We start from the raw sequence: 14,722 nt of genomic DNA, 5'->3' as shown, positions 1-14,722 counted from the left end.
GGAGAACAGCAATGAGGGCAACTCACAGCGCAGTCGTGCTCGCGATTACGGGCATATCGTTCGGCCTGATCTCTCAATCCGCACTGGCACAAAAGTCCCGTCAGCAGGTCCAGCAGGAACTGGTACAGGCCCAGCACGACGGGATCACGCCGAGCACCAAAACCCAGTACCCGCCGACGGACGCGATGGTCGCACGCAACAAGGAAGTTCACGCGGCCACGACTCATCGCGGCGAGAAATCGCCTGCAACCGATCATCACGATCAGGGCGTGAGCCGCCAGGCATCGGCGACCCCGCCGACCACGAAATAGCGAAGATGGCGCGTCGCGATGCGCGCCATTCACGCGCACTGCGCCGAGCTGGGAAAACGCAAGGAGAACGTCGTGGCGACGCCGGGTTCGCTGTGAACCCGGCACACCCCGCCATGGCTTTCCATGATCGATCTCACGATCGCAAGCCCAAGCCCGGTTCCCGCAGCGGAATTGTGTCGCGCAGGGTCGACGCGGTAGAACCGTTCAAAGATCCGCTCGATGTGCGCAGCCTCTATGCCGGGGCCCGCGTCGGACACGGCGACCGTCGTCGAGTCCGGCGACGCATTGCAATCGACGCGAATGACCGTGCCTCGCGGCGCAAACCTGAGCGCATTCGATATCAGATTGCTCAGCGCCCGCTGATACAGCAGCAGGTCCGCATCGACCTGCGCGCGCCCCTGCACGACGATGCCCACGCCGGCCTCTTCCGCCATCGATTCGTAGTAGTTCGCGACGCGCTCCGCTTCGGCGGCAGCATCGAGTCTGACCGTTACGATGCTCGCGTCGACACGCTCGGATCGCGCGAGAAACAGCATATCCTCGATCATTCCCGACAGCCGCCGATACTCATCGATACTCGATTCGATGACGTCCCGGTAATCGGCCGCGCTGCGGGGATGCGAGAGCGCGACCTGCGCGGCGGCCTGGAGATTGGTGAGCGGCGTACGCATGTCGTGCGCGAGATTCGACGAGAACTGGCTCAACCGGGTAAATGATTCATCGAGCCGTTGCAGCATTTCATTGAATGCGCGCTCCAGTTCCTTGAGTTCGCCCGACGCGTCGAGATCATCGAACGGCTGAGCCAGTCCCGTGGAAGACATCTGCTCGGCTCGTGCCACCAGCCGGCGAAGCGGACTCAATCCGACGAGCGCGATGCCGAATGCCAGTGCCGCCGCGAGCAGGACACCCAGCAACTGAATGACGATGATGGTGCGGGCATGAGCGCGCAGCAAGGCGACATCGCTGCTGCGGTCGTATTGAATCGTCACGCGCACATGCGGCCCATTCGCGCCTGCGAGCGACACATCGGCGACGAGGTAACTGAGCGTCGACCCGTCTCGTGCAACCAGTCGCGGCGTCTGTCCCGGTTCCACTGCCCGTATGTACGGATACGACCTGAACCCGCCTGTCGTGACCAGGCCGCGTCCGTCGATGTCGGAAATGGCAAGCTCCATCTGTCGGTGCCCATGCAATTCATCGACCAGAAGCGCGCGATTGGCCGGAATCGCGGGTGTGTCGCGCATCTCGCCGAGGTGCGACTGCAACGCGTTCAACGCACTGATCATCTGTTCCTCTGCCATCGATTCGAGCCGGCTTTGCAAGGCTCCATAGAGCGCCACGCCGCTCATGGTCAGAATCGCGGACGTCGAAAGAACGATGAGGACCGTCAGCCGCGCACGCAATGTCCGGGGCAGGAAACGCCGGATCAACATTTGTTGACGTCTCGGCATTCGAGGACGTAGCCCATGCCGCGCACGGTGTGGATCAGCTTGGGAAAGTAGCCCTCGTCGACCTTCGATCGCAGGCGGCGGATCGCGGAGTCGACGACGTTCGTGTCACTGCTGAAGTTCATGTCCCAGACCTGCGAGGCGATCGTCGCGCGCGGCAGCACTTCGCCTTCGCGACGGATCAGCAGCCACAGGAGCGTGAACTCTTTCGCGGTCAGCAGGATCGTGTCGCCCCGGCGGATCGCCTTGCGTCGATTCAGGTCGAGTTCGAGATCAGCCACGCGAAGCGTGGAGACGTCGCGCGACTGGCCGCGGCGCAGCACCGAGCGGATGCGGGCGCTCAGTTCCACGAAGTCGAACGGCTTGGCGAGGTAGTCGTCGGCGCCGAGTTCCAGGCCCTTCACGCGGTCGCCGACCTCGTCGCGCGCGGTCAGGAACAGAACGGGCGTCGAGTGGCGCTGCCGGATCTTTTCGAGCAGCGTCCACCCGTCCTGACCGGGCAGCATGACGTCGAGGATCAGCAGGTCATAGCTTTCCGATTCGGCCTGATGCTCACCCGAGATGCCATCCTGTACCCAATCGACGACGTATCCCGCCTCGGTCAGCCCTTTCTTCAGATACGAACCGGTTTTCTGTTCGTCTTCGACAATCAGGATTCGCATTTACACATCTCCTTTATTGACACGTGCGTCTTGCAGCCATCGCGTCGTCAAACCGCGACGCGCGCTGCTTCTGAACGACATCGAATGGCACACACGATAAAGCACCGGCAAGACCAGTAGCGTCAGCGCCGTCGACGACAGAATGCCGCCGATGACGACCGTCGCGAGTGGTCGCTGCACTTCCGATCCGGTTCCCGTCGCGAACGCCATCGGCAGGAAACCGAGCGATGCGACCAGGGCGGTCATGAGAACGGGGCGCAGTCTGGTCAGCGCGCCTTCCCGCACCGCTGCGTCGATCGGCGCGCCTTCTTCGCGCAGATTGCGGATGAACGAAATCATGACCAGGCCGTTCAGCACGGCAACGCCCGACAGCGCGATGAATCCGACCGCGGCGGTGATGGAGAGCGGGATGCCGCGCAGCCACAGCGAAACGACCCCGCCGCTCAGCGCGAACGGAATGCCGGTGAAGACCAGCAGCCCGTCTTTTACATTGCCGAACATGACGAACAGCAGCACGAAGACCATGAACAACGCGAGCGGCACGACCAGCTTCAGCCGCTCGCTCGCGCTCTGCAATTGCTCGAACTGTCCGCCCCACGACACCCAATATCCCGCCGGCACCTGCACATCCTGCTGAATCAGCTCGCGTGCCTCGGCGACAAAGGAACCCACGTCCCGGCCGCGCACATTGGCGCTCACCACGACCCGGCGCTTGCCGTCTTCGCGGCTGATCTGATTGGGGCCCGGTCCGACCGTGACCGTCGCCAGTTCGTCGAGCGGGACATACGGCGCCTGAAGCATCGACGCGCGAGGCGCGGAGGATGCGGGCGGCGGCAGCGCGATGGGCAGCCGCTTGATGGCCTCGATGTCCGAGCGAAGCTCATCGGGCAGGCGCACCACGATGTCGAACCGCCGGTCGCCCTGAAACACCGTGCCCGCCTTCTGTCCGCCCACCGCCGCCGCGACCGTGTCCTGCACGTCGGCCACGGTGATGCCATAGCGGGCCAGCTTGTCGCGCACCAGATCGATGGTCAGTACGGGCAGACCCGTCGTCTGCTCGACCTTCACTTCGGCGGCGCCCGGCACCTTGCGCAGCGCGGCGGCGATCTTCTCGCCGGTATCGCTCAACACGGTCATGTCGTCGCCGAAGATCTTCACCGCGACGTCGCTGCGCACGCCGGAGATGAGTTCGTTGAAGCGCAGCTGAATCGGCTGCGAGAACTCGTACGCGTTGCCGGGCAAGGTGGCGAGCACGGCTTCGATTTCCTTGATGAGCTCGGTGCGCGGCTTGCGGGGATCGGGCCATTGATCGGTTAGCCTGAGCATCACATAGGCGTCAGACAAGTTTGGCGGCATGGGGTCTGCGGCGATCTCCGCCGTGCCGGTGCGCGCGAATACGCGGTCGATCTCGGGGATTTTCTCCTTCAGCGTTCGCTCGATGCTCTTTTGCATCTCCAGCGATTGCGACAGGCTCGTGCCCGGAATGCGCAGCGCGGCGACGGCCAGATCGCCTTCGTTCAGGCTCGGAATGAACTCGCTGCCCAGGCGCGTCGCAAGCGCCGTCGTGGCCGCGACGATCACGACCGCGCCAACCATCACGCGCTTTGGCCGGCTCATGAAGCGCGTGAGCGCCGGTTCATAGGCGCGCCGCGCCCAGCCCATCACGCGATTCTCCTTCTCCGCGACATGCTCGCCGATGAACAGCGCGACCGCTGCCGGAATGAAGGTGACGGTCAGCACCATCGCCGCTGCGAGCGCCATGACGACGGTGACGGCCATCGGATGAAACATCTTCCCTTCGACGCCGGTGAGCGCAAAGATGGGCAGAAAGACCACCATGATGATGAGCTGACCGAAGATGAGCGCCCGGCGCGCTTCCTGCGACGCGCCGAACACTTCCGCGAAACGTTCTTCCCGCGTGAGCGGCCTGCCCGCTGCCGCCTGGGCGTGAGCAAGACGCCGCACGCAATTCTCGACGATGACCACGGCGCCATCCACGATGATGCCGAAATCGAGCGCGCCGAGGCTCATCAGGTTCGCGCTCACTTTCGCGTTCACCATGCCGGTGAAGGTCATCAGCATCGACAATGGAATCACGAGCGCGGTGATGATGGCCGCGCGCATGTTCCCGAGGAACATGAACAGAATGACGATCACGAGCACCGCGCCTTCGAGCAGGTTCTTCTTCACCGTGTTGACCGCTTTCTCGACCAGCACGGTCCGGTCGTACACCGGGATCGCGCGCACGCCGGCCGGCAGGGTCCGGTTCACATCGCCCATCTTGCGGGCGACGGCACGCGCAACGGACCGGCTGTTCTCGCCCATCAGCATGAAGACCGTCCCCAGCACCACTTCCCGGCCGTTCGACGTCGCGGCGCCCGTGCGAAGCTCGCGGCCCGCATCGACCTGAGCCAGGTCTTTCACGCGCACCGGCACGCCGCTCACGTTCGTGAGCACGATGTTCGCGATGTCGTTGACGGAGCCGGCCTGACCCGGCACGCGAACGAGATACTGCTCGCCGCGCTTTTCGATGTAGCCCGCGCCCACGTTATCGTTGTTTCGTTCGACGGCCTTGACGATATCTGCGAGCGTCAATCCGTATGACATCAGTTTCGTGGGATTGGGCGCGATTCGAAACTCCCTGACATAACCGCCGATGGAATTGACTTCGGTGACGCCGGGCACATTACGCAACTGAGGCCTGATCACCCAGTCCTGCAACTCGCGCAGATCGGCGGGCGTGTAGAGCGTGCCGTCCGGCTTGCGAGCGGACAAGCCCGCCTCGACGGTCCACAGGTAGATCTCGCCCAGTCCGGTCGACGTGGGGCCCATCGCGGGCGCGATGCCGTCGGGCAGCTTTTCCCTGGCCTCTTGAATGCGCTCGTTGACGAGCTGGCGAGCGAAGTAGATGTCCGTGCCATCCTTGAAGATGACGGTGACTTGCGACAGGCCATAGCGCGAGATGGAACGCGTCTGACTCAGGTTCGGCAGGCCCGCCATCGCCGTCTCGATCGGATAAGTGATCCGTTGTTCGGACTCGAGGGGCGAGTAGCCCGGCGCCGATGTGTTGATCTGCACCTGCACGTTGGTGATATCGGGTACCGCGTCGATCGGCAGCTTCTGGTAGCTGAAGACGCCGAACGCCGCCACGCTGACGACGGCCAGCATCACCAGCCAGCGGTGAAAGATCGCGAAACGAACAAGTCGCTCGAACATTGAATGGTCCTGTGAACTGGGAAGCGTCGATGTCACTCTTCCTCGACGCTGCCCTTGCCGAGTTCGGCCTTCAGCACGAAGCTGTTGGACGCGACGTACTGCTGACCGGCGGACAGGCCGCTCACCACTTCGACCATGCGGTCGTCCTTGCGGCCTGTCCTGACGGGCTGCGCGACGAACCCCTTCGGCGTCGCGACGAACACGGCGGGCGAGCCGTCGATCTCCTGCAGCGCGTCGCTGACGACCGCGACCGGGACAGTCTGCCCCCCGGCGTTTACAAACACGTTCACGAACATGCCGGGACGCCACGCGCCGTCAGGATTCAGCAGAACAACGCGAGCCTGCGCCGAGCGTGTCTGCTCTCCGAGCAAGGCGCCCACATACGAAATCGGGCCTTGCGAACTCGAAGCAAAAGCGGCCGCCTTGACGATCGCGGTCCGGCCCACGCGGACCGCATCGAAGTGCTGCGCGGGCACGGCCATTTCCGCCCATACCGTCGAGAGATCGGAGAGCGTGAACACGTTCGCCTCGGCTGCGATCGCCTCGCCCGGCGTGACGTGTTTCGCCACGATGGTTCCTGAAAATGGCGCGCGCAGCTCATAGCGATTCAGCGCGCCTTCGCCCGGGTTTGCGTTCAACGCAATGAGTTTCTGCCGTGCGTTCTGCACCGCGATCTCCGCCTCACGGAGCTGGACTTGAGCTTGCAGATAATCCTGCTCCGCGGAAATGCGCTCCTCCCAGAGCATCTTTTCCCGCTGGTAAGCCGTGCGCGCGGCGGAGAGTCGGCGCTCCGACGTCAGGAGTTCGCTCCTTCGGTCAGCGAGGTCCGTACTGGCGACGACAGCAAGCAACTGGCCCTTCCGGACCGTTTCGCCGACCGAAACCGCAACCTGTTCGACGATGCCCGCCACGCGCGGGACGACGTGCGCCGTGCGGTCTTCGTTGAAGCGAATCTCTCCCGGCACCTGGACGATCGATTCGATCTGCGCGGGCCCGGACTTCCTGACATCGATGCCGGCGTTGCGCATTTGCTGCGCATCCAGTGGGATGGCGCCGTCGCTGCGCGCGAACTCGAATGTCGCCTGCTTGCCGTTCCATAGGACCTGCAGCGTCGATTCGAACACGTGTGGCTTCGCGATGGATTGCGCGGACGTCAGCCTGTTGCCGGCGGCGATGAAGCGGATGGTTTCGGTGGTTCCTTGCGCGCGTCTCAGTTGCACCGTGGCGGTCACGCCGTTTCGCAGCGGCTTGCCGCCCGCGGACGGATACAGAATGATGCGAGCGTCGTCGGGCTTTTCGGAGAGCACGATTTCGAGCGTGAGATCGCCGGACTTGACCATCGTGCCGCCGTGCGGGCTGCCCGCTGCGACTGATGCGCCATCGCCGACAACATCGGTCTGCTTCGCCCTGAGCGTCGTCACCAGCACGGCAAGCGCGATGCTCACCCCGACGGCAGCCACAGTGATCGCGAGAAGTCTGGAACGCGGCATGGCGAATCCCTCAGGGAGCGGTGGATGGACTGACGCTCGCAGCCGGCAACGGCGTGCCGGTGAGGCGGCCGATATCGGCTACGGCGAGATGCGCATCCTTGAGCGCCTGCACGTACCGCGACTGCTCCTGAAAGAGCGTGCGCTGCGCATCCAGAACGTCGAGGAAACTGAACTTGCCTAGCTGATAACCGCGCGACATCGCGTCGAGCGCCTGACGAGCGGCGGGCAGCACATCGACCTTGAGCCGCGACGCCTCCTGTTTTGCGCGCTCGTAGTTCGCGTAAGCCTGTGTCAATTCGAGTCGCAGGTTGGCCCGCTCGGTATCGAAGTCGGCCTGTGCCTGCTCGGCCTTGTGTGTCGCTTCGAGCAGCGCGCCCTTGTTGGTGTCGAAGAGCGGCAGCGGAATCGACACGCCGATGACAGCCTGATTGTCGCGAAGCCCTCCGGCGACGACGCGCTTCACGCCGGCCGTCACCGTAATGTCCGGAATGCGCCGCGCGCGTTCGACAGAAATCGCGGCATTGGAGCGCAGCACTTCGGCTCGCGCGGCACGCGTCAGCGGCGCATCGTCGAGACGGGGGGCAAGCTCGGAGTAGGCGTCGACCTCGGGTATGCCTTCGATGTCGTCGAGCACGTTTCGATCGCGCACCGACGGCGCGCCCGTGACCGTGACGAGCTTTTCCGCGGCCGTCGAGACGCGCGCCTGCGCATTGACGACTTCGATCTGCACGCCGCTCGCCGCGACCCTGGCCTTGGTGGCTTCGACCGGCGACACCTTGCCCGCTTTCACCCGCTTGTCGGCCAGGTCGGCGGAGCGTGTGGCGATCCGGGCCGATTCTTCCGCGACCTGCAACTGTCGTTGCGCGGCGAGCAGTCCGTAAAACGCTGCGATCACCTGGGCCCGCAGCGTGGCGCTGCTGCTGTCGAGCGTGGCCAGGGCCACCTCCCTGCCGTATGACGCCACGTCGAGCCGCGCGCCGCGCTTGCCGCCCAGTTCGATCGGCTGATTCACGGCGGCGGTCGACGTGCGATCGGTGCCACCGAAACCTTCCTGGAGGAAAGAGAGTGACGGATTCGGCCGTGCGCCGGCTTGCATGAACGCACCCTCGGACGCGCTCACGCCGGCGCGCGCACCGCGCAGCATCGGATTGGCGTCGGCCGCGAGACCGAGCACCTCGGCAAGCGATAAATCGGCCAGCGCTTGCGCGTACAGCGCGGGCACAACCGACATCAGCAGCACCGCAGTAAAAGCGCGTAGGACCATGATGGTGGATAAAGAAACGCTGTGACGAATGCTACGGTCTGTCCGGCGTGTGACGATGACGCGAACATGAATTTTTTCGTATGCCATTCGTTTCGATATACGAATCAATGGCGATCGATGTCGACGCTGGCGCGCCCGATCGATCGCGCGAAACCTTCAGTCCGCGTGCCTCGAAAGCGACGCCTCGTTCGGCGAGTCTTCCGGGTACTTGGTGGCATAGCGCTTCTTGTTGCGCTCCCGCGTCGCTTCGGTGGGCGGATATTCGGAGCGCTTGTTCGGCAGCCATCCATCGCGCCACGCCTGATCGAGTTCGGCTCGCGCCTGCTCTCTCGTCTTGCCTCCGGATGCGCTGAGTTCTGGCGATGACGCGCACCCGGAGAACAGGACAACGAGGGCGGCCGGGAGTATGACGGTTCGTGTCGGAAGCATGTTTGCCTCGATGATCTGGATGACTGAGTATCGAGTTTGCGACACTGCCGGTGCGCCATCATGAGAAAGAGATGACATTTTTGTCATGTGAGCGACGCCAGCGACGGGAATATTCGCCAGGCGGCGACAGTATTGCCATACAACGAACGGCAACCCATCGAGAACGAAATGCCAATCAATCGCCGTTTTCAGCCAACCTTGCCGAAGCCGACGGCCTCGCATCGATCAGCCAGTGACTTTTGTCTTGCGCCGCACATTGCGGCGCGATCTGGCTGGATAACCTTGATCATCGATGACTGCGGTCCGCCCGGGAACGGACCTCATCAAAGTGAGAGCGCTCAAGGCGCCAGATGACGAACCACAGTTTCAAAAATAAAAAGGCAAGCCGGCAAGACACGGTGAAGCCATTACCACTGAGGGAGCCCAACCATGAATCGTTCGGAATCGCCCAACGAGGCGAAGACACGCCTGCCGCTTTTCGATCCACCACCCGAGCGCGCCACGCCATCGCAGATGACCGTGTTCACCGCGGCGCTGCAGGCACGCACGGGGCGTTCATTCGACGACTACGCCGCGCTGCACGACTTCTCGGTCCGGGAATTCCGGACATTCTGGAATTATTTCATGCAGTGGCCGCCGGGCCTGACGTGGTCGGGCGAAGCGGAACCGGTCTGCGTAGGCGATACCTGCGAGCACGCGAGCTTCTTTCCACGTGTGAAGCTGAACTACGCGGAGAACCTGCTCGGTCTGTCGATCACCGGCGCCGATGCGCCCGCGCTCATCGCCTGTCATGCCGATGGCCGTCGCGTGCGCTTCACGCGCGGCGAGCTGCGCGAGCGCGTTGCCCGCCTCGCCGACGCTCTCACGCATCTGGGGATGCGCGAAGGCGACCGCGTTGCGGCCGTGATGCGCAACGACGCCGACGCGATCGTCACCGCGCTTGCCGTGACCGCCATCGGCGCGACGCTATCTACGGCTGCGCCCGAGATGGGCATCGAAACCTTGCTCGATCGCTTCACGCAGCTCGAACCGCGCTTCCTGTTCGCGCATAGCGCAGCGAAGCCTTTCGACACCGGCACGCCGCTCGCGCAGAAGATCTCCCAGCTCGCCGATGCGCTGCCATCGCTCGCGGGCATCGTCAGCCTCGACGGCGATCCATCGGCCGTACACGCGACGCCAACCGTCAATTCGCTCGACGCGCTCGTCGCCGCTGGCGACCCGCAACGCGTGCAATGGAAACGCTTCGGCTTCAATCATCCGCTCTTCGTCATGTTCTCGTCGGGCACGACCGGCAAGCCGAAATGCATCGTGCATGGCACGGGCGGCAGTCTGATCGAGCATCTGAAGGAGCATCGGCTGCACTGCGACCTGCGGCCCGGCGATCGCATGTTCTTCCACACGAGCTGTGCGTGGATGATGTGGAACTGGCAGTTGTCAGCGCTCGCATCGGGCGTCGAAATCGTGACCTACGACGGACCAATCGCATCGGTCGATACGTTATGGCGGCTCGTCGCCGAAGAGCGCGTCAACGTATTCGGCACGAGCCCCGCCTATCTGAAAATGTGCGAGGACGGCGGGCTCGTGCCCTCGCGCGAATTCGATCTGAGCGCGCTTCATTCGATGATGTCGACGGGCGCGATTCTCTTCGACGCGCAGTTCGAATGGGTCCGCGACAAGGTGAAGCCCCTGCGCCTGCAATCGATTTGCGGCGGCACCGACATCCTCGGCTGCTTCGTGCTCGGCAATCCGAACCTTCCCGTGTATGCGGGCGAAGCGCAGTGCAAGAGCCTCGGGTTCGACGTTCAGGCGTGGCGCGACGGCGCGCGTGCGCAAGGCGTCGGGGAACTGGTCTGCGTGAATCCGTTCCCGTCGCGCCCGCTCGGGTTTCTGAACGACCCGGCCGGCGAGCGCTTCCACAAGGCCTATTTCAGCGCCAATGCCGGCGTGTGGACGCATGGCGACCAGATCGAATTTCCGCCGCGCGGCACGGCGCGCCTGCACGGGCGCAGCGATGGCGTGCTCGTCGTGCGCGGCATCAATGTCGGGCCGGGCGAGATCTACCGCGTGCTGAACGACATTCCCGGGATTCGCGACGGCATCGTCGTGCAGCAACGCGTGAGGGAGACCGGCAGCGAGCGTCTCGTGCTGCTGGTCACGCTCAAGCCGGGCGCGCAGCTCAACGGGCCGCTCATCGCGCGGATTCGTCGCGAACTCGTGCGCCGCACGTCCGCTGCACATGTGCCGGACGTGATCGCCGCCGTCGACGATCTGCCGCTCACGCATAGCGGCAAGCTCACGGAAGCCGCCGTGCGCAACGCGGTCAACGGACTCGACGTGACCAACGTGGCAGCGCTGCGCAACCCCGCCTCGCTCGATGCGATCCGCGCGCACCCGGCCCTGCGGCATCAGTCCGATGAGATGCCGCGAAGCTACGCGTCGCGCGAGGAACTGGAACGGCTGCTGCGATCGAAATGGGAGCAGCTTTTCGCCTTCGCGCCGATCGGCCGCGACGACAACTTCTTCGAACTCGGCGGCCATTCGCTGCTCGCCGCGCGCCTGCTCGCTGAATTGCAGCCGCTCATCGGACGGCCGATTCCGCTTGCCACGATGCTGCGCGCGCCGACCATCGCCCAGCTCGCCGACGTGATCGACAACGGCGCGCTGCCGGAGACATCGGAAGTGCTGGTGCCGATGCGCGAAGGCGACGGCACGCCGCTCTTTCTCGTGCACAGCGTGACGGGATCGGTGCTCGAATGCACGCGGCTCATCGGCTCGATGCGCAAGCAGCGTCCGGTGTACGGCCTGCAGGCGCTCGGGCTCGATGGCGAAACGCCGCCGCAACGCCGCGTCGAAGATATGGCGAGGACCTACGTCGAGCAGATTCGCAAGGTTCAGCCAACCGGTCCGTATGCGCTCGCCGGCTTTTCGTTCGGCGGACTCGTGGCGCTCGAAATTGCGCAGCAACTGTTTGGCGCGGGTGAGCAAACGGAGTTCGTGTGCCTGCTCGATACCTACGTGCAGGAACGCTGGCTGCCGTGGTTCGCGTGGCTGGACTTCCGGCGCGACTACGTGAGCCGTCTATGGAAGACGTTCACGAAGATGAAGCCGCAGGAGCGCGCGGGTTTCGTCGCGGCCAAGTTCGTCGCCGCCACGAACAAGCTGGCGATGCGGCTCGGCCGCGTGCCGAGCGCGCAGGCAGCTCCAACCGCCCATCCGATGCCGCCGGTGCTGCGACGGCTGCGTGACACCTGCCGCACCGCGATGAACAACTATCGGCCCAGACCGTATGAGGGCGGACGGATCGTCTATGTGCGCGCGGCCTCGCGCGAGCAGGACCGCGGCGACCCGCTGCCGCTCTGGCGGAACATCGCGCGCCGTGGCCTGACGGTCGCGGAAGTGCCGGGCAACCATGCGGGCGTCATCGAAGAGCCGGGTGTGTATGCCGCCGCCGCCGCGCTCGATGGCGACTATGGCGTCGCGCATGCGCCCGAAGCGCCGAGCCGCGGCCATGGCGGCATGGTCCGGCGCGCGTGAGGCATAGGGCGGGCGGGAACCTTCGGCCGTTCACCCGGCTGACGGTTCCCGCCCAAGTACGATTTCGGACGTGTAAACCAACACCGCTATCATGGATGGTACAAATTGAAATTCGTTTTTAGGGTGGGCTGAAGCAAATGAGAAAACCCATCGTGATCGGCGTGTTACTGGTTGGCGTGGCGGCAGTGGTAGTCGGCATTCCGGGTGTGACGAAACAGGTGCAGACGGCCTACGCGGCGTGGCAGGACGGCCGTATCCAGGACCACCTTTCGACGGGTAATTTCAGACGCTGGTGGCATAAGATCAGATACGGGCGCGATGAAAGCGTCCCCAGCGCGAGTCTCAACAGCTCACCGGTCCCGCCCACGGCCAGTTGCCCGCAGACGTCCTTCACGCCGCCCAAACTGATCGACCCGCGCAGCCCGAAGGATTTCGGCGCCAAGGGCAACGGCACCACGGACGACACCAGAGCGTTCCAGGCCGCCGTCGACGCGGGCGACGTCCTGATCCCCGCCGGCACCTATCTGCTCAATCACACGGTCGTGGTCACGGCCAGCAACCGGCATATCCAGTGCGAACCCGGCGTGACGCTCAGGAAGACGGTCCGCGCGGACAGCAACATGTTCAACTACGAAGGCCCTTCGACGGGGAACAGTCTCGTCGGCTGCAACTTCGTGGGCGCGAATCCGACCCGCGTGCGCGACTGGGAGAACCCCGGCCACTACGACATTCCGGTTCAGACCAACGGTGCGGTGGACAACTTCGTCCTCGCGGGCAACAGCTTCCGCGACTTCTTCGGCCAGTCGATGTTTCAGACCGAAGGGCAAGGCGGCGGAACCGGCGCCGTGCTGGTGTTCAATTCTTTCGCCAACTGTCCGCTCTACGGCATCGCGCTGGTGGGCTCGGTGAACGGGCGTATCGCCTATAACCTGGCCGACAACTGCCGCATGGGCCCCGAGAACAACGACGCCACGCAGGATTCCGGCGGCAATATTCTCGAATGCAACCGCATGGTCAATGGCGGCAACATCACCGGCGGGTCCAACGGCGAAGGCGGCGTCGACTATAGCCGCAACATCGTCCGTCATAACGTCCTCGATGGCGGCTATATGCAGATCAGCCCGCCGGAGCGAGGCAAGGCGGCGCGCTACATCGACAACACCTGTAACGACTGCGAAACCGAATGACGTAATCGCGCGTGCGACTGCACGTCCCTCATTCTTCGCTCATTCAGGACGTCGACAATCTTTCTCAACCGATGCGTGTCCACGCCGCACCGCGTTTCCAGGAGAAGGATCATGAGAAAGATCGGTTATGTCGCCGTCGCTACGCTGTGCGGCATCGGATTGGTGAATTGCGCGCAGGCGCATGTGTTCGTCGGGATGAGCGTCGGCATGCCGGTCGTGCCGGTGGCGCCCGTCGTCATTGCGCCGATGGCGCCTGTGGTTCCGGTCGCGCCCGTCGCGGTCTATGGGCCGCCGCCGATGCCCTATTACGCGCCGCCTGCGCCGGTGTATGCACCGTCCGTCGCGGTCGGTTACTGGGGGCGTCCCGGCTGGGGATATCGACACTATGCGGCCGGTTACTGGCGCTAGAGCGAGTTTTGTACCTTTTCTAAGGAATGGAAAGTTTCCTGGCGAAAGCGCATTACACGTTTCTGGCTTTTCGCCGGATCCCGTGATCGTGTCGGTCTATTTGCGTTGCCCCTGTGCGGGGCGGCAGTCACTTTCTTTGCTGCTGCAAAGACGGTTACGAGCCTGAAACCTTTATAAATAGGGGTTTTCAAGGAAAATTCGGCTTTCCATCCAACATTCCAGCCAACAGTCGCACCTCGCCACTGATGGAAGGGATTTTGGTCAGGGGACGAAAACGATACACGCCCGTCCTGCAAGGCCTTGGGACACAGGAACAAGGATAGCCCTAGGAGCGTTCGGTGATGAACGACATGGCTCGCAACTTGTGCGAGTCACGCACTTTGCTAAAGCCTTGGACTGGGCTTTATGTGCCAACCGGCGACCATTAACAGTGGCCTCGTGAGTCCGCGCATAGATCGTGAACTGACCTGAAGGCTGGCAGACGAAGACATCAAGCGTCGTGGGCGCGCCCGCACGCGATAGACCCTCTTAGCACGAGTATTCGCCTGACCAAGTTCCGTCGTTTTGGCATCGCTTGCATTTTGCTTGAGCGCATCGAGTGGTCCAGTAGATGCATCTGCTCGTCACGCCGCCGGGAGAATATTGGATGCCGGCGTCGATACAGATATTGGCCGACTGTAAGCTTGCGCCCTTCGCTTCAGCGCGCGTAGCAGCCTGCCCGCCCGCGTCATGGTCCGACGAGCCCGCGACAGAGCAACCACAAAGCGCAACCG

The 14,722-nt window shown here is 63.8% G+C and carries 10 protein-coding genes; 4 read left to right on the top strand and 6 right to left on the bottom strand.

What is annotated here, in order from left to right; translation table 11 throughout:
• Window positions 1-11: 11 nt before the first annotated feature.
• Window positions 12-311, top strand: a complete 300-nt coding sequence (locus NK8_RS26985; RefSeq protein WP_162070052.1) for a DUF4148 domain-containing protein — start codon at window positions 12-14, stop codon at window positions 309-311.
• A 29-nt stretch (window positions 312-340) separates the two neighbouring features.
• On the opposite strand, the gene NK8_RS26980 is transcribed toward NK8_RS26985, so the two are convergent.
• The 6 genes from NK8_RS26980 to NK8_RS26955 all read right to left on the bottom strand — a co-directional run bounded on the left by NK8_RS26980 (window position 341) and on the right by NK8_RS26955 (window position 8,820).
• A complete protein-coding gene (locus NK8_RS26980) occupies window positions 341-1,741 on the bottom strand; it encodes a heavy metal sensor histidine kinase (RefSeq protein ID WP_213233221.1) in 1,401 nt (466 codons plus the stop codon).
• Window positions 1,738-2,421, bottom strand: a complete 684-nt coding sequence (gene irlR, locus NK8_RS26975) for a heavy metal response regulator transcription factor IrlR (RefSeq protein ID WP_213232783.1) — start codon at window positions 2,419-2,421, stop codon at window positions 1,738-1,740. Before irlR ends, NK8_RS26980 begins: the two co-directional genes overlap by 4 nt.
• On the bottom strand, window positions 2,422-5,637 hold the full coding sequence (locus NK8_RS26970) for an efflux RND transporter permease subunit (protein WP_213232781.1): 3,216 nt from the start codon (window positions 5,635-5,637) through the stop codon (window positions 2,422-2,424). It abuts the gene before it with no gap.
• A gap of 32 nt (window positions 5,638-5,669) precedes the next feature.
• Window positions 5,670-7,127, bottom strand: coding sequence for an efflux RND transporter periplasmic adaptor subunit (locus NK8_RS26965; RefSeq protein ID WP_213232779.1), 1,458 nt, complete (start codon window positions 7,125-7,127; stop codon window positions 5,670-5,672).
• A gap of 10 nt (window positions 7,128-7,137) precedes the next feature.
• Window positions 7,138-8,358, bottom strand: a complete 1,221-nt coding sequence (locus tag NK8_RS26960) for a TolC family protein (protein ID WP_225936486.1) — start codon at window positions 8,356-8,358, stop codon at window positions 7,138-7,140.
• Window positions 8,359-8,547: 189 nt separating this feature from the next.
• The gene (locus NK8_RS26955; protein ID WP_162070919.1) at window positions 8,548-8,820 is read right to left on the bottom strand and encodes a DUF4148 domain-containing protein; all 273 of its coding nucleotides are present in this window, start codon (window positions 8,818-8,820) and stop codon (window positions 8,548-8,550) included.
• A gap of 429 nt (window positions 8,821-9,249) precedes the next feature.
• Here NK8_RS26955 and NK8_RS26950 point away from each other — a divergent pair, with 429 nt between their 5' ends.
• From NK8_RS26950 to NK8_RS26940, 3 genes are all read left to right on the top strand, one after another.
• Window positions 9,250-12,354, top strand: a complete 3,105-nt coding sequence (locus NK8_RS26950; RefSeq protein WP_213232775.1) for an acetoacetate--CoA ligase — start codon at window positions 9,250-9,252, stop codon at window positions 12,352-12,354.
• Window positions 12,355-12,491: 137 nt separating this feature from the next.
• On the top strand, window positions 12,492-13,541 hold the full coding sequence (locus tag NK8_RS26945) for a glycosyl hydrolase family 28-related protein (RefSeq protein ID WP_213232773.1): 1,050 nt from the start codon (window positions 12,492-12,494) through the stop codon (window positions 13,539-13,541).
• Between the two features lie 111 nt (window positions 13,542-13,652).
• The gene (locus NK8_RS26940) at window positions 13,653-13,949 is read left to right on the top strand and encodes a hypothetical protein (protein ID WP_213232771.1); all 297 of its coding nucleotides are present in this window, start codon (window positions 13,653-13,655) and stop codon (window positions 13,947-13,949) included.
• Window positions 13,950-14,722 lie beyond the last annotated feature (773 nt).

The sequence above is a fragment of the Caballeronia sp. NK8 genome (assembly GCF_018408855.1).
Lineage (GTDB): Bacteria > Pseudomonadota > Gammaproteobacteria > Burkholderiales > Burkholderiaceae > Caballeronia.
Note: the sequence above shows the minus strand (reverse complement) of the source record. Positions and strands in the feature narration are given on the sequence as shown.